The sequence below is a fragment of the Mesorhizobium zhangyense genome (assembly GCF_011045115.1).
GTDB lineage: Bacteria > Pseudomonadota > Alphaproteobacteria > Rhizobiales > Rhizobiaceae > Mesorhizobium_M > Mesorhizobium_M zhangyense.
Map to the genome: position 1 here is coordinate 1 of NZ_JAAKZG010000023.1, position 19,833 is coordinate 19,833.

The window sequence follows — 19,833 nt, forward strand, 5'->3', positions numbered from 1 at the left end:
CTAAAGCCCATTTGCAGGTAATCAGATATGGCGCTGACCGACAAGCGCCCACACCCTCTTTCATCGCCCACTGCGCTGTCTCCTCCGGCTGCATTGGGCTTTCTGCGGCGGCCTCCCTGCGAAAGTGGGTTGAGGCTGCCGCTATAGGGTTGCCCATATGGGCATACGTTGTCATGGCCGGCGTCACTGCTTTGCACACGTTCGTAGCGTCACGATGCGGCTTATGTCGCCCGGTCTTCGTTATTCTGCGCCGGTAGAGAAGTCAGGTAGCAAGGAATTTATGGCCTACGCAAATCCACTTGACCAGAAGGCTGCCGCAAGACGACATTACGAGGCTAACAAGCACATCTACAAGGCTAGAGCCAAGAAGCACTCTGCAAGAGAGCGTGACCGGGTACGGTCATACGTCGCAGAGCATCTTGGCCGTCATCCGTGCGTTGATTGTGGCGAACCAGATCCTGTCGTCTTGGAGTTTGACCATAGGGACGTTAGCGAAAAGGATTTCTCTATTGGTGAAGCCAATACGCTTGGAATGTCCCTTCAACGAGTTATCGCGGAAATAGGTAAATGTGATGTTCGTTGCGCCAACTGCCATCGACGCAGAACGCATCGGCAATGGAGTGAGGGCACATTTGCCGCGCCAATCGTAAAGACGATTGAGCCGCTCCCTTTATTCATGTTTTGCAATTGATGTCCGGGGTTCGATTCCTCGCTAGGGCACCAATTCCCTGTCAGCGGCTCTGCTCTGCCAAGCGCAGACATCCGCGTCTCGCCCAGCCTCTGCCCTCTCAATAGTCGGCACGCTGGGCATTTTTATCCGAGGAGTACCGCGATGGAAGATCGACCGCGACCCTGCCTCTAGCAGGGTGAAACTCGTGAGAAGAGTCCCGGCCTTGGAAGCCGGATGCCGGAGGGCGGAACTCCGCACCCTGACCAATCCCCGCTTACGGTTTACCGTAAGCCCTCCGCCAGCGCCGCGATGATAAGGCGGTATGCTGGCGGGCTTTCTGTGAGGCCATGCCGAAACGTCCCCCTTCATTCAGCCCATCACATCAGCGCACCACGCTACAGCGCAAGGCCGATGCCGACAGGGTCAGGGCGAATGTGCCTTGGCGTGCCTGGTACAAGACTGCCAAGTGGAATGCGATACGGCATGCCCAGCTATCGGACGAGCCCCTGTGCGAGATATGCAGGCATGGCGAGGTGATCACGATAGCGAACGTATGTGACCACGTAACGCCGCACCGAGGCGACCCAGAGTTGTTCTGGTCTGGCCCATTCCAAAGCCTTTGTTACCACCACCACAACAGCACCAAGCAGCGCGAGGAAAGGCAGACCCCCACCCCCGGGCAATAAGTCTGGGGCGAACGGACACAGGACCGGCGGGGTAAGCAAATTTTCGCATCCGCAAAATTCGAAATCAGGAAGTGACCTATGGCCCGTCCGAGGAAGCCTACGGCGACCCTCGAACTTAAGGGCGCCTTTAAGAAAGATCCGGCGCGTGGCAAGGCCCGCGCAAACGAGCCGAAGGTGGATGCTCCGGTGGGTGCGCCGCCAAATTGCATGCCTCAAGAGGCGTCGACTCTTTGGAACGAATTGGCCACGCATGGCACATGGCTGACTGGAGCGGATCGTCTTTTGCTTGAGATTGCATGTCGGCTTTTTGCTGATTTTCGCAGTGGCATTCTCGATGGTGGAGGCATCTCCAAGCTCATCACGGCGCTTTCCAAGCTTGGGTTCAGCCCGACCGACCGAAGCAAGGTCGGTGCACCGGGCGGAAAAGAGCCTGAAGACGACCCGTTTGCGGAATTCAAATGATTTTCGACAAAGATCGATACCCGCATGTGGCGGATGGCCTTCAGTACGCTAAGGATATCGTCTGTGGGAAGTTGGCGGCATGCGAATTTGTTATCCAGGCTTGCCAGAGGCAGCTTAATGACCTCGATCGCGCGCAGGCTGGCTGGATTTATTACTTCGACCCGGATGCCGCCGAGCGCGTTTGCAAGTTCACATGCTTCTTGCCGCACATCAAAGGGCCAAGTGCTGGTGAGGCAATACGCCTCGAGTCTTGGCAGTCCTTCATTCTGACGGTCACATTTGGGTGGCTACGGAAGGATAATGGCAAACGTCGTTTCCGGCGCGCATATACCGAGGTTCCTCGCGGCAACGGCAAGACGACGCTTTCGGATGGCCCGGCGCTATACTGCGGATTTGCCGAACGCGAAGGCGGCGCGGAGGTGTACAGCGCGGCCCGAACGCGAGATCAGGCCAAGGTTGCCTTTGCGGCCGCGCAGGCCATGCTACGCCGCGCCAAGAAATTGCGAGAGTCTCTCGGCATTGAGGTCGAGGCTCACCGCATAATCCAGCAAAACACCAACAGCTATTTCGAGGCGCTTTCCGCCGACGCGGACTCGCTGGACGGCAAGAACGTGCACTTTGCGCTGATTGACGAGTTGCATGCGCACCGCGATCGCAGCGTCTACGACGCCATCGAGACGGGTGCGGGCAAGCGCAACCAGTCGATGGTCTGGGCCATTACCACGGCAGGATCCGATAAGACAGGAATCTGCTACGAACATCGTTCGTATGTCGTCAATATTCTAAAGGGAACTGCGGAAGACGAGACCTATTTCGGCATCATCTACACTATCGATCGTGATGATGATTGGACAATCGAAGCGACGTGGCGGAAGGCAAATCCCAATTACGGTGTATCAGTCGAGGCCGAACAGATTGAGGCTCTTTGCCGTAAGGCGATGGGTTCTCCGGCTTCACAGGCCAACTTCCTAACCAAGCACCTGAATGTTTGGGTGCAGAGTGATCAAGCTCTGTACGATATGCGGGCTTGGGATAGGTGCCTGGACGAAAGCCTTGATATTGACGATTTCGAGGGAATGCCCTGTCGGATCGCAATCGACCTTGCGTCTAAGACCGACATTGCAGCCTTGGTCGCTATTTTTGAGCGCGATGGCGAGCTTATTCCGTTCGCGAAGTTTTATGTTCCTGAGCAGGCAATCGCAGAGACTCGGAATGATTCGTACTCTGGATGGGAAAGCCAGAAGCTCTTAACTACCACGCCTGGCGACGTTATCGACATCGACCAAATTGAGGCGGACATCATGGAGATGTCTAGTCGGTTTCAGGTCATAGAGATCGCATACGACCCTTGGCAGGCGCAGCAGATGGCAAACCATCTTGTTGAGCAAGGCGCGAACGCCGTTGAATATCGCCAGACGGTGCAGAACTTCTCGGAGCCGACCAAAGAGCTAGATGCACTCATGCGATCTGGAAAGATTGCACATAGGTACGGTCCACGTGATCCGCTGTCTTGGATGATCGGCAACGTTGTCGGTCACTACGACGTGAAGGAAAACGTCTATCCGCGAAAAGAGCGTCCTGAGAACAAGATAGACGGTGCCATTGCCCTGATTATGTGCATCGGGCTTTGGCTGCGCGCACTGCCGGACGAAACCTCCGTCTACAAGACGCGTGGTATCCGCATGGCGGGCTAACCGGAACAAGGAAAAATATGGGTATTCTAGACCTGTTCCGGTCCAAGCCGGAGGGAGCGCCTGCGCGCTCGCCGCGTGCCGACTGGCAGACATTTACGGGGTTGGATGACCCAAACCTGGCGCCGTTCCTCTACGGCGGCGCGGAGACGGAAAGCGGAACGTTCATCACACCATCAAAGGCGCTGTTTAATACCGCCGTCTTTCGGTGTGTTGATCTGATTTCAGGCAGTATTGGCATGTTGCCAATGTACCTGATGCGCAAGGGCGCGAACGGTGCGCTCGAGGCAGACGAAGAGCATAGTCTTTTCGACGTCCTGCATTCGATACCTAATGGCTGGCAGACTGCTTACGAGTTTCGACGCCTGATGCAGGCTAATGCCCTCAATGAGGGCAATGCTTACGCTCAAATCGTTCGATCTGGTCGAAGGGTGGTTGCGCTCCACCCGCTCCATCCGTCGCGGGTGTGCGTCGAGCAGAAAGACGACCTTTCGGTCGTCTACCAAGTCACTCGAAAAGACGGGCGACAGATCGAATTGCCTCAGTCTGAGGTCTTCCATCTCCGTGATTTCTCAACCGATGGGATTGTTGGCCTTTCGCGCACCCGACTGGCGAAAGAGGCCATCGGACTCGCCATGCAGACAGAGAAATCTGCAGCACGCCTGTTCAAGAACGGCACGATGGTGGGAGGGGCGCTTACTCACCCCGGAAAGCTAGGCGATGAGGAGTTCGAAAACCTTGACACCAGCCTGAAAGACAAGTTCTCGGGCGCCGAGAATGCTCACAAATGGCTGATCCTCGAAGAGGGGATGAAAGCCGAGCCATTTTCCCCGTCTGCCCGCGATTCGCAGCAGATCGAGACGAGAAACCATCAGATCGAGGAGATTGCGCGAGCTTTTGGTGTGCCGCGTCCGCTTTTAATGATGGACGACACCTCTTGGGGTTCGGGCATCGAGACGCTCGGTTTGTTCTTCGTGCGATACGCCTTGGCACCATGGTTCGTGGCTTGGGAACAGGCAGTGGCACGGTCGCTTCTGACGCGTGAAGAGCGGAAAACCCATAAAGCCGACTTCGACGAACGCGAATTGCTGCGTGGGTCCATCAAGGACCAGGCGGAATATCTCGCAAAGGCACTTGGTGCGGGTGGCTCAAGGCCGTGGATTTCGCAAAACGAGGCTCGCGACTATGTCGGCCTTAGCCAGCGCAGCGATGACGACGCTAACAGCCTAAAAAACCCTATGACGCAGCCCGCAAACGGCGCGAAGGCACAGGAAAAGAACTTATGAGCCTAACCAGATCGCCTGTTGGCGATATTGAGCGGCCCAGCGCCTACAAATGGGACGTGCCTAGTGCCGTTCTCGCGGCATACGCACCGCTAGCGGCTGAGTCAGATGATGAGAACACGATTTCCGTCTACGGCTCAATCGGCCGCGATTGGGATGGCAACGGCTTTACCGCCCAGAGAATGGCCGCTGCGTTGAGGTCAATCGGCGCGAACCCCGTAACCGTCAACATCAACTCGTTTGGTGGCGACATGTTTGAGGGGGTGGCGATTTATAACCTCCTCGCTGAACACCCGGCCAAAGTTACGGTTCGCGTAATGGGTATTGCAGCTAGCGCGGCAAGCGCTATCGCGATGGCCGGTGACGAAGTGCTTATGGGCACCGGCACGATGATCATGATTCATCGCGCGTGGGGGTTGGCCATTGGCAACCATCACGAGTTCACTGAAGCAGCATCTCTGTTTCAGAAGTTCGACCAGTTGCAGGCTGATATCTATGCCACCCGTACCGGACTAGGCGAAGACGAGATTTTCGCGCTTCTGGACGGCACAAACAAAAACTCCGACGGCACGTTCATGACTGCCGCGGAGGCGATCGACAAAGGCTTCGCGGACGGCAAGTTCGATAAAGCCACAGACAGTAAAGCCAAGGCGGCTCTGCCTGCTGATATTCAGGCCATGCGGCGAATCGATGCCGCTCTGGCCAAGCAGGGCGTACCCCGCAAAGAGCGGAATGCCATGCTTAAGGAAGTAAAGGGCGAGCGCGATGCCGACCCTGCCACGCGCGACGCTGGCGAAGACGACCATAAGAACCTGGCCGCGATTAGCACGGCCCTCACCAGCAATCTTTCTATACTTAGGAGGTAGTCCATATGGACGCCACTGAAATCAAGTCCCTTATCGAAGAGCAGGGCCGCGCCTTTGAGGCATTCAAGGCCGAACACAACGCCGCGCTCGCCGACGTCAAGAAGGGCACCGAAGACGTAGTTCGCACCGACAAGGTCGAACGCATCAACACCGCGGTTTCCGACCTGCAGGCGGCTCTCGATGAGCAGGCTGCAAAGCTTGCCGCACTTCAGACTTCGGGCGCACAGACCGAGGCCGACAAGCCGGTCAATGCCGCTTACAACGCGGCGTTCGACAAGTTCTTTCGCGAAGGCGATGAGCGTGAGCTTCGCGCTGCGATCAAGAGCGCGCCGAAGGCCGACCTGAATATCGGCACGCCAGCCGAGGGCGGCTATTTTGCTCCGGTGGAGTGGGATCGCACTGTTGTCGACGCTCTCAAGATCGTCTCCGCTATGCGCGGTATCGCGACGGTTCAGCAGGTCAGCTCCAACGCGTTCACCAAGGTCTACAACGATCGCGATACGGCTTCCGGTTGGGTCGGCGAGACGGCGGCACGTCCCAAGACTGGCCATCCGGAGCTTGCCAGCGAGACTTTCACGCTCGGTGAGATTTACGCCAATCCTGCTGCAACCCAGCGCATTCTTGACGACTCGCTCATCAACATCGAGACATGGCTTTCGAACGAAGTGCAGACCGAGTTCGCTTATCAGGAAGGCGTTGCCTTCGTGTCCGGCGACGGAACCAACAAGCCTCGCGGCCTGCTTGACTACCAGTCTGCTGGCGACCACCCGTTTGGCGCCATCCCAACCGTCAAGTCTGGTGCAGCTGCTGCCCTGAAGCTCGAGGGCCTCGTGGATCTGGTCTATGACCTGCCTAGCGAGCGCACCCCGAATGCCCGGTTCACGATGAACCGTAAGACGCAGGGCGCTATCCGCAAGATCAAGGACGGCAACGGCAACTTCATCTGGCAGCCAGGCCTTCAAGCTGGTCAGCCGGCGAACGTTCTCGGCTTCCCGGTCACCGAACTCGCCGCGATGCAGGACGTCGCAGCCGGCAATATCCCGATCATCTTCGGTGACTTCAGCGGCTATCTGGTTCTCGATCGCCTCGGTGTTCGCGTTCTGCGCGATCCGTTCACTAACAAGCCGTTCGTGCAGTTCTACACCACGAAGCGCGTTGGTGGCGGTGTCGTTGACCCGACTGTGTTCCGCTACCACAAGATCGAAGCGTAAGGCTTCAAGGGGCGCTCGAGAGGGCGCCCCACCTATTTGGAGGCGTCAATGGCTGTTGATTTGGCGATAGCCAAAAAGCACCTCAACATCTTTCACGATGACGATGACGAACTGATCACGGCTTACCTGGGCGCCGCTACCGCGTGGACATTGAAACACTGCAATCGAGAGACGGTCCCCGCCGAGGCGACATTCCAGTTCGAAGCGGCTGCGCTTTTGATGGTTGGCGAACTCTACGAGCATCGCGAGATCAGCGTCGACAGCTTTTCCGAAAATCCGGCCGCCAAGCGGCTCATTGACCCATTCCGCTTGATGCGCGTCTGACGCTCGCGGACTTTATGGAGGGCCTGATGGCCGAGAATTACTCCCCTAAAAACTACAACACTGACGGTGGCGACACTTCAGTATTTGGCGGCACCGTTAATTTCACCGGACTACCCACCTCTGCGCCAGCCGGCTCCGGACAGGCTTGGAATGACGGCGGCACGCTGAAGATTTCTCCGATTTGGGCACTTCCGGTTAACACCGTTGCGCCTGCAATCACCGGTACGGCTCAGGTCGGCCAGACGCTGACTACGACCAACGGAACTTGGACGGGCGTCCCAACTGTTACTTATACTCGCCAGTGGTACGCCGACGGCGTAGCCATTGCGGGCGTCACAGGAACCACACGCGTTCTTGCCGCTGGTGAACTTGGCAAGGTCATTACCTGCGTTGTAACCGCGACCAACTCGGCCGGCGTTGTCACCGCTACTTCCAACGCCACTGCGGCTGTGATCGCGGCGTAAGCCGGTGTGGGTTAGGTTTCTTGCCGACTACGACTTCCGCCTGCCTGGAAGCACGATCGCCTACAAGTCCGGCATGACGCTGAATGTCACGCGCGCGGCGGCGGAAGCCGCCGTTGCTGCGGGCAAGGCCGTGCGGTTGAAGACACCACGTAAAGGCGAGAAGCCGGAGGCTGCCGATGAGAAAACGTAGCGGCACCGGCTCACTGTCGGAGCGCATTACATTTCAGGTTCGCGGCGTTGTGCCGGATGGGTATGGGAACGATGTTACCGGGCCGTTCGCGGATCAGTTCACCGAGCCGGCTCGCCTGGCTCCACGGCTTGGCACCGAGCCCGTAATTGCGGCCCGCCTAACGGGCGTACAGCCGTTTCTCCTGACCATTCGCAGTTCTACCCGCACGCGAGAAATCACTCCTGCCTGGCGGGCTGTGAACGCACGAACCGGCAAGACCTACAACATTAAGACGATCGTGAATCCGGATGAGCGGAATGCTTATCTTGAGATGCTGGTTGTTGAGGGTGAGAGCTCGTAATGGCTTTCAAAACAAAAGTCCTTGGCCGCGAAGCCCTTATGCGAAAGCTTGAGCGCATCACGCCAGGTGTCACCGAGGCGGCGGCAGAGGCCAAGCTTGAGGTTGCGCAGGAAGCGGCGAAACGAATTGCCGCGGTCGCCCCAGTTGGTGTTTCCGGTGATTACAAGGCCAGCATTAAGGGTGCCCGGCAGGCTGACAATCCAGGCATCACGCCGGTAGGCGGCCAGCAATCGAAAGATCCCGACGCGACGGCCGTTTACGCTGACTACATCTGGCGTTTTTTGGAGTTCGGAACTGCTCCGCATATAAATGGCGGCCTGTTTCCGGGAACTGCTCATCCGGGGACGATACGGCAACCGCATGTTTTCCCGACGTGGAAGTCCTACCGCAAGAACGCCAGAGCCAAAATCAGCCGGGCCATCAGCAAGGCCGTCAAAACCTCGTTGGGTAAATAGATGGCCGCACCGACACACGAGTTGATAGGCGTGGCCACGGCAAGGCTGCGAACTTACGCGCCTTTGACAGCGTTGATGGGCGCCAACAAAGTCTTTTACAGACCGTCGGCGACCATGGTTGCCCCATACGTTGTTCTAGATGATGCTTATTCCACACGTGATGACGCATCGTGCATTTCCGGCCTATCCGTAACAATGAACATCCACGTCTGGACTGACGACAGTCACCCACTTGCGAACGGAGGTGGTGCACTGCAGGACGCTAGGGCGATAGGATTCGAAGTAGTGAACGCGCTGCACAACTATCCTCTCGCCTTGCCAACTAAGCGGCTAGTCACGCTCGAGCACCGCGGCGAGCGGGTGTTTTACGATCCCGACGGAACCACCGGCCACGGCATCGTTGAGTTCTCTGCGATCATTGAATCGTAGATCAAAGCCAAAATCCCCCAACATATCGGCCGCCATCGTGCGGCCATTTCTTTGAAAGGAAGGTCGCATGGCGATCACTCCCGGCCAGCAGACAGGCCGTCTTTTGCTCATCCAGATCGGCGACGGCGCCGAGCCGGAAGTGTTCTCGAACCTTTGCGGCATTCAGACGCGAAGCTTCAACATGTCGGCCAACGACGTCGACACCACGATTCCGGACTGCGTGACTCCCGCTAATACGCCGCAGAAAACTGGTACTCCAGGCATCAAGAACCGCACCTTCTCAGGATCTGGCAAGTATGTGGCGGGCGCGAGCTCGACCGCATTCATTCAGCACGTCACCGATGCGACGGTCTTCAATGCGAAGGTCATCGTCCCCGGCTTGGGCACGTTTACCGGCGCTTGGTACGTGACCGACTTTACCTTCAACGGTGAACAGGAAGGCACGATGGGCTTTGACGCCACCTTCGTTGCGGCCGGCGTCCTTACTTTCGCAGCTGAGGTATAATCATGGCACATGAGGTTAATGGCGCACGAGGAGAAGTCGCACTTAAGATTGGCGACATTGACCTCGTGATTGCTGCGACTATGAGGGGGCTAGCGTCGCTCTCGACTGAACTCGGATGCAAGACGTTCGGCGAATTGTTCGAACGTTTGTCCGGCGTCGAGGCTGCGACTCTTCTTGCGGCCATTCCTCGACTGACAATTCGTGGTGACGCCGAAGCGGCGGTGGACAAACTTGAGCTCAGCGATGTTGCCGCTTGTGCGGCGGCAATCAACGAAGCGCTGGCGCATCACCTTCGAAAAACACCAAAAAAAGCCTAGGCCGCCAAGGAAACCAAAAAGAAGCGGACGAAGATCCGTTTCCTTGGCGGGCGTGGATGGAGGACGCCTTTGGCTTCCTCCATTGGCATCCAGTTGTATTTTGGGAATCAACGCTTACAGAATTTCTGTCCGCTAGAGACGGCTTAAATCGCGCCAATGGCGTTGAAGAGAAGCCGCAAGGGCCGAGTGACGATGACTTGGACGCGCTAGTCCGGCAGTACGGTTAGTTAGCGGACGCGGACTGCATTTTTGCGATCCGTGTCTTTCGCTGAACTGATTGAAGGGGCGAACCTAGTTCCGCCAATTCAGGGTATCGCATAGCGCATAGATCCGCCTCACGCGTTGCATCGCCTACAGTGTCGGGATCGGTTCCAGAATAGCGGGTGTCGTCAGCGACGGCCCGTCGGCATGACAAGTATGCGTCCGCGGCTGCGGATGCTCTAGCCGCGTTCCGCTGTTCCCCATGCATATTGTATTGACCGGATAAATAGACACCGCTTGCTGCAATCACAGCAACGCAGGCTGCACCAACCAAATATTTCATAACATCAAGCCCCTTTATGGTGCGGTTATAGCGGGATCCCGATGACCGGTAAAGATGACGACCTGCTGATTAGTGTCAGTACTGATCTAACGACTATCAAACGCCAACTTCGTCAACTGGGCCAGGACATTACGGCATCCACGAGTGGATATACGAAGTCTTTTGATGCGTTCGGCAAGAGCATCGATCAATCGATGTCGCCAGTACAGAAGCGCATCAACGACTTGGTTGGCATCCCTGTCGCTTCCAAGGTCAAGGAGTGGCAGGGCGCGCTAGCACATAGTTCTGTCGAGATGGGCAAGTTCGGCGCGACTTCAAAGCTTACAGCAAACCAGATGCTCAATCTGTCGCGGCAGGGAAACGACGTCATCACGATGTTCGCACTTGGCGCGCCGCCAATGCAGATTTTCGCTTCGCAGGCCGGCCAGATTTATGACGCGCTGGAGAACGGCCCTCGGGGGCTGCGTGGCTCCCTTAAGGCAGTCGGCGATGGTGTTCTTGGTCTAGTGACGCGCTTCCCGCTGGCGACAGCTGCAGCCGCCGCGGCTGCCGTGGCTATTGCCGCTTATGCCATCGCGGGCGGCAGCGACATCAAGAGTCTTGACGACATCGTTAAGTCTCATGACGGCAACATTAAGCTTCTCGGCGACGCATGGGACGAAGCTTCTGCCAAGAAACGCAATTACGCCGCCCTATCCGTCAACTCCGTAAACGCCCTGAACGAGAAGGATGTTCAGGATGCCAGGGATCTTTTGGCAACGCAGATCAAAGGAATCTTTGACGAGGTTTACCGGACGGTTGGCGGCGGCGGTGGAGGGCAGGGGCCGCTCCAAAGGGTAATCCAGTCTCAGTTCGAGCCGTTTGAACAAGCACTAAGTGACCTTGCTAAAAACAGCGACGTAAAGGCGTTCATCTCTCAGATTGACGCAATAGCTGAGATTAATCCGAAGCTGTCTTCTGCGAGAGACTCCCTTAGAGATTTGGCGCTTCAAGCGGCCATCACGGCGGCAACGCTGCCAGGACTTGCACAAAAAGCAGATGAGGTTGGCAATGAGATTGATAAATTCGATCGCGCTATGGCCAACGTTTCGTCCAAGCCACTACAGGACGCGCTGCAGGATATTTTCGATAAGGCAAAAGACGGCAAGTTGAGCATTGACGAAATCAACGCCGCGATTGCAGACCTTGAACGAGCCAATCCAAGCTTTGCCGGTATCATAAGCGCACTGCATGGCATTATTTCCGAAGCACGCGGCGCGTCTCAGGCTGTTGCTGACGCGTATGCGGCTAGTGCGGGCGGGTCGCCTAACGGACGGCACGTCAATCGAATCCAGATTGCCACGGAAAGGTCAATTCAGAGCGCGCTGTATCGCGGCACGGATATAACGCCCACACCAGCACCAAACCGCGAGGATTTGGGCGCCGAGTATGATAAGGCAGTTGCTCGCGCCAACAAGAAGAGCCGTACCAACGCTCCAGCTAAAACTGCGGATGATCGCTTCTTTGAGGACATCGAGGCTATCAGGCAACGCACGGCGGCACTCGCGCAGGAAACTGCGATGGTTGGCGCTTCCTTTGAGGCTCAGACCAAACGGAAGACTGCCTTTGACCTCGAGCAGCAAGCTCTAAAGCAAGTTCGCGAGGAAGCCCGCAAGAAGGGCGACCAAGATTGGCAAAATGCCAAACTTACCGACGAGCAGATTGCCAAGATCAACGAGGTCTCCGACGCCTATGCTCGCCAGGCGGAAGCTTTGCGGAAGGCGGAAGAAGCCCAGCAGGATCTACAGGAATGGATGAACGTCGGCCGCGATGCGACGCGCGGGTTCATTGATGACCTGATTAGTGGTGCGTCAGCGGGCGATGCGTTTGCCAATGTCCTGAAGAAGATCGGCGATCAACTCCTAGAACTAGCCATGAACGACTTGTTCGGTCGCGGCAATGGAAATGGATTCGGTCTGATAGGTCAGGTATTCGGTATTGGTGGAGGCGGCGGAGGCGGATTTGCTTCTGGCGGGTCCGATCCTTGGGCCGGCCTACGCTTCGACAAAGGCGGTTACACCGGCCCCGGAGGTAAGTACCAGCCAGCCGGCATTGTCCACAAAGGCGAGTACGTCTTCGATGCGGAGACGACGAAGCGAATAGGTGTCGACAATCTGCGGAAGATGCAGGGCTACGCCAACGGCGGCCTTGTAGGCGCTCCTAGCATGCCACGCATTCATTCGCCGGCCAATCAGAACAACGGTCCAAGCATGACATTCGCACCCGTCATCGACGCGCGCGGAGCAGATGCGGCTGCCGTTGATCGGCTTCAGAAGGTGGTCGCCAAGCAGCAGATGGAATTCGAGTCCCGGGTCAAGATGATCGTCAAGGGCAGACCGAACGGTAGGTGGTAACAGATGGCGATCACCTATCCCCTCGATTTTCTCGACATCTTCCCTGGCTGGTCGACAGAATTCGAATTGCTGTGGCGACAGGAGCAGTCGCGGCAGGCCAACGGCGTCACGCGGGCCAAGGATCTCGGTTCGCCACTCTGGAAGACCTCCTATGTCACGCGCTCGTTGTCGCCGAACCTACTCGACGAATGGCGGGCGCGCCTGGATGTCATGGAAAACGGCATTCAGCAATTCCGGGGATGGCCGCTGTCTCGGTGCCGGCCGATCAAGCATCCGGGTTCGTCAGCACTGCCGGTCGGTTCAATCGCAACGATCAATGCCAATCGCAAAGCTATTTCTGTGTCTGGACTTGCCGGTGTCAGTCTTAGCATCGGCGACATGATCCGGGTTGGCGGCCGTGATCTCCACCGCGTGCAGGAGCCGGCAACCGGAACGCCAACCAATCAGTTTGAAATCCGTCCGCATCTTTGGCCCGCTGCGGATGTTGGCCAAGCCGTCAACATCGTCAAACCGTACACCCTGATGACGATCGTTCCCGGGTCGATATCGTCAACGGCTGATCTTCAGACCGGACGCGGTAGCGTCAGCTTTCAGGCGATTGAGTCGAGGTGATCTGCTGGAGCAGCATCCGCCCCTCGTCGGTCAGGTGATAGTTGGGGCCTTCGGTGCAAAGGCCATCCTTGTGAAGGTTCTTCAGACATACATGGACCCAGGCTTCGGATGTCCTGGGCCGGAGGCCAGCCAACATCTCCAACGCCTCCTGCTCTTGGGGAAACATGCAATGCATTCTGTTGCCTTCTCCTGCCTGACGCGAAACTACAGAATAGGCGATTAAGCCTCTGTGAGAATAGCCTTTTAGGCTGCTTTCAAGCGTCAATTTGAACGCCCCCACATTTCAGGATCATCCATGCGCAATCTTTCGGCTGCGAACTTCGCGGCGCTACAGGCGCGTGCCTTGGTGGCTCGTGACTTCCTCTGGATCGTGGCGCGCGACCGCTCGACCGGCGCGCCGCAGTCGGTGGGCTTTTGGTCCGATGTCGGCAACGTCGCGGCGGCCGTGGTCAATCCCGACACCGGTCTTGATGTCACGCGCGACTGGTACGGCTCCGGCACGCTGATTGGCATCGACGACATTCCGCTTGTCGCCAATCTGACGGTGCAGTCGATTACTATCCGTATGTCGCAGATCGACGACCTGGTCGAGCAGGCCGTGCGGCTTTACGATTGTAAACAGGCGCGCATCGAGGTCTATCGCGGCCTGTTCAGCACAGTGTCGCGCCAGATGGTTGCCGCTGCTGCCTGCCGTTTCGTCGGCTTCTGCGACAACATCGAGATCAAGACCCCCTCGGAAAATGAGAACGGTGGCGTTGAACTGACCGGCGTGTCGCACACGCAGGAAATCACCCGTTCCAATCCCGACACGCGCAGCCACGAAAGCCAGAAGCTGCGCAGCGCGACCGACAATTTCTATCAGGACACGGCTGTTGTCGGGGAGTGGGAACAGTTCTGGGGCAAGAGCTCCGGAAAAATCGCGACGGTATCGAAGCCGAGCGGCGGCGCCGTGAAACCGAGCGGGCGTGATGCCGGCGAAGCTGCCCCCTCATCGTCCGGTGGCACCCGATGATCCGGCTAGCGAAGGAATACGACCGGCTGCGTGTCGTTCAGTTGCTGAAGGATTCGCGCTCCGGTGCTGGTTTTGATGATCGGGCCGGGCCTACGGGCTTCACATTCCCGTTTGTCGCTGCCTATGCCGAGGCCATGTTCAAGCAGCACTGCGCAGATCCTCGCGCGCTCTGCCTGGTCTACGCACCGGAAGGCCGAGCGCAGGGCGTGCTTATGGCGCGCGCTTTTGAGCACATGTTCGGCCCGGTCTGGATCAGCCAGGAAACGCTGTGGTGGATCGATCCCACGCATCGCGGTTCGGCTGCCGTGCGCATGCTCGATGCTTATGAGAAGTGGTCGCGCGATCAGGGATGTGCCTTTGCCGGCATGGCCGGCATGGGCGCCGATCCCGTCGTCTCAAAACTCTACCTTCGCCGCGGCTATGGCGTCGCCGAAACCAACTTCCTGAAAGCTCTATAGCGACATGATCTTTTCCACGATCACCGCCATTGCTACGAGCATCGGCGGCCTTCTCACGTCCACCTTCCTATCCGGCGGACTCGGCACGCTGCTGCTCAAGGCGGCGGTCGGCATCGGCATAAACCTCGCCGCGCAGGCAATCGCCGGTCAGCCGGAAGGACCGTCCTTTGCTGTTCAGGGCAAGCTGCAGTCGGGTGGCGACGTTCCGCGCTCCTTCCCGCTCGGCTACACGGCGACCGCAGGTTCGCTCGTCTATGCGAACACCTGGGGCAAAGCTGGCAAAACACCAAACGCTTACTTGACGCAGGTTATCGCGCTTTCCGATCTGCCGATCGGTGGATTGGTCGAGCTCTGGGTCAATGGCGAGAAAGTAACGCTTCCCGACTTCACCCAGCCTCCAATCTCCAATGCTGGTTGGAACATCGTCGAGTATGAAAAGGACGGCGGTGACAACAATCTTTGGATCAAGTTCTATGACGGCACGCAGACCGTCGCCGATCCGTATCTGGTCAATGAAGTTTCCAGCGCCGAGCGTCCATATGAGAGCACGCGCGTTGGACATGGCGTCGCCTATGCGATCATCACGTCGCAGGTCAAGGAAGATCTGTTCACCGGCTTTCCCTCGTTCAAGTTCGCCGTCAACGGCGCGAAGCTCTATGACCTCTCCAAGGACAGCACGGCGGGCGGCTCCGGCACGCACCGCTGGTCCGATCCCTCGACCTGGGGCGGTGACGGCGACCATCTGCCGGCCGTCCAAATGTACAATCTCGGGCGCGGCATCACCTATGCCGGGCAGTGGTTCTATGGCCTGCAGGGCGTAACAGCGGCACGACTGCCGGCTGCACACTGGATCGGACAGATCCAGAAGTGCCGCGCTCCGATCACATCCGGCGGGGCAACAGTTCCGACCTATCGCAGTGGCGGTGAGGTTGCAGTCAGCGCGCAGCTCGGCGACGCATTCCAAGGCCTGCTGACGACATGTCAGGCCAGGCTTTCGGAAGCCGGCGGCGTCTACAAGCTATTCGTTGGTGCGCCTGGTGCGCCGGTCGCCAACATCGACGACGGCGTGATCATCTCGACCGACGAGCAGAGCTTCACGCCGTTCTTCGGTCTTGCCGACACCATCAACGGTATCACGGCCAAGCATCCGAACCCGGCTGAAGGCTGGAACGTCAAGGTCGCGCCGCCGATCTACCGTGCCGACCTCGAAGTGCTGTCGGGCAATCGCCGACTGCTGGCGGATGTGTCCTTCGACTTCGTGCCGTACGCAGATCAGGTCCAGCGCCTGATGAAATCGGCGATCGAGGAAGCGCAGCGCGCGCGCCGCCATACCTTTGTGCTGCCACCCGAATATTGGGTGCTGGAGCCGGGCGATGTCATTTCCTGGACCTCAGAGCGCAATGGCTATGTGACCAAGCTATTCCGGGTCGACGGCGTCATAGACCGCGCCAACCTCGACGTGATGGTGGACCTCACCGAAGTCGATCCGGCTGACTTCGATTGGAATGATGGGACCGATTACCGAGTGCCGGTGGATGGGCCTGTCGGACCTAACCGGCCCGTTCCGCAACCGATCATTGACTGGTCGGCCACGGCTTCGTCGATCACTGACAGCACCGGCATGCAACGACGCCCGGCGATCCTCCTGGCTTGGGACGGTGATCAGCGCGACGTTGAAGCGGTCGCTTTCGAGGTTCGTAAGGCAAGCAATCTAGCCGTCGACTATCGGGGCCGGACGGACAACCCCGAAGCGGGCGCAATCCTCATCTCGCAGAACCTTTTGCCGTTGACGGAGTATCAGGTTCGCGGCCGGTATTTGCCGCGTTCGGATCGCGAGACCCTGTGGTCGGATTGGCTGGCGGTCACCACGCTCGAACTGCTAATCAACTCTGTCGACATCTTCGACAATGCCATCATCCGCAATAAGATCGCGGACGCGGCGATCGATGCGGCAAAGCTTGAGAATGAGGCGGTCACCGAACTGAAACTGGCGGCTGAGGCCGTTTCGACGGCAAAGCTTCAGGTCGGTGCGGTCACCGAAGCGATCCTGGCTTCCGGCGCGGTGTCCGCCGCCAAGATACAGGATGCCGCTCTTACCATCTCGAAGTTCGCATCGGGCATTCGCCCGGTCGAGATACTTGGCGCGCTTCCGGCGACGGGCAATTTTGCCGGGCGTATGGTGTTCCTGACAACGGACGGCAAGCTCTATCGCCATGCCGGTTCGCCTTCGGGCGCGGCAGGCTTCACAGCCGCCACGGCTGCCGGCGATCTTGTTGGTGAGATCACTTCAACCCAGATCAGCGATGGGGCGATCTCGACGCCCAAGCTGGCGGCGGGCGCGGTCGTTGCGAACTCGATCGCCACCAATGCGGTGACTTCCGACAAGATCGTTGCTGGCTCCATCGTTGCCGGCAAGATCGCGGCTGGAGCGGTCAGCGCAACAGAAATCGCCTCTCAGTCGATCATCGCCAGCAAGCTGTTCCTTCAGGACTACAGCAACATTTATCCCGACTACGATATGGTTGACCCGGCGTTCTACAGCGGAACGGCTACGGGCTACTCATTCGTTGCATCGGCCAGCGGACAGACCGGGCTTAATTTCCTTGCGGTCCCGAATACGCCGGCAACGCAAACCTATGTCACGACGGGGTATATCCCGATCGAGGATACGGTTGAGCACTTCGCCAAGGGCACTATCTGGAACCTTTCGGGCGGCAATGTCACGCTGGTGTTCCAGACGTTCTCTGTCGATGCGGCCGGCGCGCTGACGCTACTCAATTCCTATACGGTCGGCAATACGACAAACACGGCGATGACCGACGTTGCGGTGAATATTCCCGCTGTCGCCGGGGCGCGTCGTGGCCGCTTCGTTGTGTATAACAACGTGCCGAGCACGAATGCCGTTCGCGCCGCAGCGCTGGTGCTTCGTCGCAAGTCGACTGCGGAACTGATCGTCGATGGATCGATCATCGCTGACAAGCTCGCTACGAACTCCGTCACCACGGCCAAGATCGCGGCGGGCTCCGTCACTGCAACAGAAATCGCAACCAATGCGATCACCGCGGTCAAAATCCAGGCAGGCTCCATTACCGGCGCAAAGATCGCAGCGGGCACCATTACCGGCGACAAGCTGGTCGCCAGCACGATCACCGCCCGTGAGATGATCCTGACGGACTACACCAACCTCGCTATCGAGCCTGCATTTGAAGCCGCTGGCGCCGCCTGGAACCTTGGCGCCAACGGGACGATCGTCGATAACAACGTATCGGCAGGAACCTCCTATACGGGCAGGTATTCCCTGGCCGTCACCGGAACGAATGCTATCGCGGCCGGCAACTCCAACTTCGTTAAAGTGGCTCCTGGCGATCAATTCCTGCTGGCGGCCTATACCAAGAATGTCGGCGCAAGCGGCAATATCCAAGTCCGAGTGCGCTTCACAAACGCTGCAGGGTCCCTGGTCTCAACCTCGACGATGACGTTTCCATCGTCTCAACCGGGATCGGACTATGTAAGGCAGTCAATGAATATTGACGTGCCCGATCCTACGAGCGCCGTCTTTGCTCAAGTCGACGTGAACCTTCCGGCGACAATAACGGGAACCTGGCGCGTCGGCTATGTCGGGCTTTTCCGGCGCGCAAACGCGGAACTGATCGTCGACGGCGCCATCACGGCCGGGAAGATCGCGGCAAACTCGATCACGGCTGGCATGATCGCGGCGGGTGCAATCACCGCGAACAAGATCGCCGTCGGCACCATCACGGCCGATCGCATTGTTCTCAATGGCGTTTCGACCGATCGACTGGCGATTAGCTCCGTCACTGACACACAAACGATCACAGGATCTTCCACCAGCACGGCAACCTATGACTCATGGGTAACAGTCACCAGTCAGGTAATTTCTAACCCGAACCCGAACCCGGTTTTCTGTCAGGTTATCGCTCGAGCGCGCGCGATTTCAGCATCAGGCGGAGGCAGCGCGGCAGGAACCACGACGCAATGGATAAACAACAACACGGGTGCAATAATTGGCTCTGTCAATGCTGCTTCGGTTTCCGGCAGCGTATCTGACAATTCAATTGATCAATTCTTTCTGGATGATACCCCGACGACGGCCGGAAACTATACCTACATACTGCGGCGTCAACACGCCTCGAGTGGTGGTGCACTGAATAGCTGCATCAATTCCGGAACCCTGAAAATGATCTGGTGGAAGCGCTGATGTTTGCCAGCTTTGTCCTCTACGACAAAACTGATCTTCGCTCGATGGCGACGGGTCGGTGCCTGATCGAAGACCTCTCAGACCAGGACAATGGAGAGGCCAATATAGGCGTCATCCATGTGCATGAGACACCTTACGAGGTCGACGACTGGACTATCGACCCCGACGCGCTCGCGGCGATCAAGGAATTTCCTTGCGACTTCTATGCCGTCGCCTCTCGCCGGGCAAAGAGCCCGGAAGAACTCGAAGGTATCCGCCAGGCCGAGATTGCGGACAGCTTTCCTCTGGTCGACGCCGAGCGCGATCGGCGCACTGCTGGCGGGTTTGACTTCGGCGGCAAGCACTTTCAGGCTCGGCCGGTCGACGTCCAGAATATCACCGGCGCATCGGTGGCGGCGGCTGTTGCGGTGATGAACGGCGCGATCCCGGGTGACCTGCGCTGGTCAGATGCGAATGAGGATTTCCGCTGGATTGCGGCGGACAACTCCACGCTCGCCATGGATGCCCAGACCACCATTCTCTTTGGTCAGGCAGGCATGGCGCATGTCTCCGCCCATGTCTTTGCCGGTCGGTCCATCAAGGATCGTCTCGCAGCCGGCGAAACGCTCGATATCACCGACGCTGCCCTCTGGCCGTAGGCCGACCACCACCTCAATCTGAAACGATGAACCGTCCATTCCGGGCGGTTTCCAGCCCTGGAGA

The 19,833-nt window shown here is 58.1% G+C and carries 19 protein-coding genes; all 19 read left to right on the plus strand.

Annotation, left to right across the window (positions count from 1 at the left end; translation table 11 throughout):
* The first annotated feature begins 1,434 nt into the window (after positions 1-1,434).
* The 19 genes from G6N74_RS28365 (at position 1,435) to G6N74_RS28460 (ending at position 19,769) form a co-directional block, all read left to right on the plus strand.
* Positions 1,435-1,818 (plus strand): hypothetical protein, encoded by a 384-nt coding sequence (locus tag G6N74_RS28365; protein ID WP_165121351.1) that lies wholly within the window; start codon positions 1,435-1,437, stop codon positions 1,816-1,818.
* A complete protein-coding gene (locus G6N74_RS28370; protein ID WP_165121352.1) occupies positions 1,815-3,512 on the plus strand; it encodes a terminase large subunit in 1,698 nt (565 codons plus the stop codon). Before G6N74_RS28365 ends, G6N74_RS28370 begins: the two co-directional genes overlap by 4 nt.
* Positions 3,513-3,529: 17 nt before the next feature.
* Positions 3,530-4,795, plus strand: a complete 1,266-nt coding sequence (locus tag G6N74_RS28375; protein ID WP_165121353.1) for a phage portal protein — start codon at positions 3,530-3,532, stop codon at positions 4,793-4,795.
* Positions 4,792-5,658, plus strand: coding sequence for a head maturation protease, ClpP-related (locus G6N74_RS28380; protein WP_165121354.1), 867 nt, complete (start codon positions 4,792-4,794; stop codon positions 5,656-5,658). The genes G6N74_RS28375 and G6N74_RS28380 overlap by 4 nt, the downstream gene beginning before the upstream one ends.
* A 5-nt stretch (positions 5,659-5,663) precedes the next feature.
* Positions 5,664-6,869: a phage major capsid protein gene (locus tag G6N74_RS28385; RefSeq protein WP_165121355.1), complete on the plus strand. Its 1,206-nt coding sequence runs from the start codon at positions 5,664-5,666 to the stop codon at positions 6,867-6,869.
* A 48-nt stretch (positions 6,870-6,917) separates the two neighbouring features.
* Positions 6,918-7,193: a head-tail connector protein gene (locus tag G6N74_RS28390; RefSeq protein WP_165121356.1), complete on the plus strand. Its 276-nt coding sequence runs from the start codon at positions 6,918-6,920 to the stop codon at positions 7,191-7,193.
* A gap of 26 nt (positions 7,194-7,219) precedes the next feature.
* A complete protein-coding gene (locus G6N74_RS28395; protein WP_246246026.1) occupies positions 7,220-7,657 on the plus strand; it encodes a hypothetical protein in 438 nt (145 codons plus the stop codon).
* Positions 7,658-7,661: 4 nt separating this feature from the next.
* The gene (locus G6N74_RS28400) at positions 7,662-7,847 is read left to right on the plus strand and encodes a hypothetical protein (protein WP_165121357.1); all 186 of its coding nucleotides are present in this window, start codon (positions 7,662-7,664) and stop codon (positions 7,845-7,847) included.
* A complete protein-coding gene (locus tag G6N74_RS28405; protein WP_246246027.1) occupies positions 7,834-8,187 on the plus strand; it encodes a head-tail adaptor protein in 354 nt (117 codons plus the stop codon). Before G6N74_RS28400 ends, G6N74_RS28405 begins: the two co-directional genes overlap by 14 nt.
* Positions 8,187-8,642 carry an HK97 gp10 family phage protein gene (locus G6N74_RS28410; protein WP_165121358.1) on the plus strand — a complete coding sequence of 152 codons (456 nt, stop codon included), beginning with the start codon at positions 8,187-8,189 and terminating at the stop codon, positions 8,640-8,642. Before G6N74_RS28405 ends, G6N74_RS28410 begins: the two co-directional genes overlap by 1 nt.
* On the plus strand, positions 8,643-9,071 hold the full coding sequence (locus G6N74_RS28415; protein ID WP_165121359.1) for a DUF3168 domain-containing protein: 429 nt from the start codon (positions 8,643-8,645) through the stop codon (positions 9,069-9,071).
* 73 nt (positions 9,072-9,144) lie between these two features.
* On the plus strand, positions 9,145-9,576 hold the full coding sequence (locus G6N74_RS28420; protein ID WP_165121398.1) for a phage tail tube protein: 432 nt from the start codon (positions 9,145-9,147) through the stop codon (positions 9,574-9,576).
* 2 nt (positions 9,577-9,578) lie between these two features.
* Positions 9,579-9,893 carry a hypothetical protein gene (locus tag G6N74_RS28425; protein ID WP_165121360.1) on the plus strand — a complete coding sequence of 105 codons (315 nt, stop codon included), beginning with the start codon at positions 9,579-9,581 and terminating at the stop codon, positions 9,891-9,893.
* A 585-nt stretch (positions 9,894-10,478) separates the two neighbouring features.
* On the plus strand, positions 10,479-12,830 hold the full coding sequence (locus G6N74_RS28435) for a phage tail length tape measure family protein (RefSeq protein WP_165121362.1): 2,352 nt from the start codon (positions 10,479-10,481) through the stop codon (positions 12,828-12,830).
* 3 nt (positions 12,831-12,833) lie between these two features.
* On the plus strand, positions 12,834-13,442 hold the full coding sequence (locus G6N74_RS28440) for a hypothetical protein (protein ID WP_165121363.1): 609 nt from the start codon (positions 12,834-12,836) through the stop codon (positions 13,440-13,442).
* A gap of 295 nt (positions 13,443-13,737) precedes the next feature.
* Positions 13,738-14,454, plus strand: coding sequence for a hypothetical protein (locus tag G6N74_RS28445; protein ID WP_165121364.1), 717 nt, complete (start codon positions 13,738-13,740; stop codon positions 14,452-14,454).
* The gene (locus G6N74_RS28450) at positions 14,451-14,912 is read left to right on the plus strand and encodes a GNAT family N-acetyltransferase (protein ID WP_165121365.1); all 462 of its coding nucleotides are present in this window, start codon (positions 14,451-14,453) and stop codon (positions 14,910-14,912) included. Before G6N74_RS28445 ends, G6N74_RS28450 begins: the two co-directional genes overlap by 4 nt.
* 4 nt (positions 14,913-14,916) lie before the next feature.
* Positions 14,917-19,131, plus strand: coding sequence for a phage tail protein (locus G6N74_RS28455; RefSeq protein ID WP_165121366.1), 4,215 nt, complete (start codon positions 14,917-14,919; stop codon positions 19,129-19,131).
* Positions 19,131-19,769, plus strand: a complete 639-nt coding sequence (locus G6N74_RS28460) for a DUF4376 domain-containing protein (protein ID WP_165121367.1) — start codon at positions 19,131-19,133, stop codon at positions 19,767-19,769. Before G6N74_RS28455 ends, G6N74_RS28460 begins: the two co-directional genes overlap by 1 nt.
* The last annotated feature ends 64 nt before the right edge of the window (positions 19,770-19,833 follow it).

Coding starts and splice junctions, on each gene's coding strand:
- G6N74_RS28445 (WP_165121364.1), top strand. CDS start 13,738: ATGCGCAATCTTTCGGCTGCGAACTTCGCGGCGCTACAGGCGCGTGCC.
- G6N74_RS28460 (WP_165121367.1), top strand. CDS start 19,131: ATGTTTGCCAGCTTTGTCCTCTACGACAAAACTGATCTTCGCTCGATG.
- G6N74_RS28395 (WP_246246026.1), top strand. CDS start 7,220: ATGGCCGAGAATTACTCCCCTAAAAACTACAACACTGACGGTGGCGAC.
- G6N74_RS28375 (WP_165121353.1), top strand. CDS start 3,530: ATGGGTATTCTAGACCTGTTCCGGTCCAAGCCGGAGGGAGCGCCTGCG.
- G6N74_RS28385 (WP_165121355.1), top strand. CDS start 5,664: ATGGACGCCACTGAAATCAAGTCCCTTATCGAAGAGCAGGGCCGCGCC.
- G6N74_RS28365 (WP_165121351.1), top strand. CDS start 1,435: ATGGCCCGTCCGAGGAAGCCTACGGCGACCCTCGAACTTAAGGGCGCC.
- G6N74_RS28440 (WP_165121363.1), top strand. CDS start 12,834: ATGGCGATCACCTATCCCCTCGATTTTCTCGACATCTTCCCTGGCTGG.
- G6N74_RS28425 (WP_165121360.1), top strand. CDS start 9,579: ATGGCACATGAGGTTAATGGCGCACGAGGAGAAGTCGCACTTAAGATT.
- G6N74_RS28390 (WP_165121356.1), top strand. CDS start 6,918: ATGGCTGTTGATTTGGCGATAGCCAAAAAGCACCTCAACATCTTTCAC.
- G6N74_RS28450 (WP_165121365.1), top strand. CDS start 14,451: ATGATCCGGCTAGCGAAGGAATACGACCGGCTGCGTGTCGTTCAGTTG.
- G6N74_RS28415 (WP_165121359.1), top strand. CDS start 8,643: ATGGCCGCACCGACACACGAGTTGATAGGCGTGGCCACGGCAAGGCTG.
- G6N74_RS28405 (WP_246246027.1), top strand. CDS start 7,834: ATGAGAAAACGTAGCGGCACCGGCTCACTGTCGGAGCGCATTACATTT.
- G6N74_RS28370 (WP_165121352.1), top strand. CDS start 1,815: ATGATTTTCGACAAAGATCGATACCCGCATGTGGCGGATGGCCTTCAG.
- G6N74_RS28455 (WP_165121366.1), top strand. CDS start 14,917: ATGATCTTTTCCACGATCACCGCCATTGCTACGAGCATCGGCGGCCTT.
- G6N74_RS28380 (WP_165121354.1), top strand. CDS start 4,792: ATGAGCCTAACCAGATCGCCTGTTGGCGATATTGAGCGGCCCAGCGCC.
- G6N74_RS28435 (WP_165121362.1), top strand. CDS start 10,479: ATGACCGGTAAAGATGACGACCTGCTGATTAGTGTCAGTACTGATCTA.
- G6N74_RS28410 (WP_165121358.1), top strand. CDS start 8,187: ATGGCTTTCAAAACAAAAGTCCTTGGCCGCGAAGCCCTTATGCGAAAG.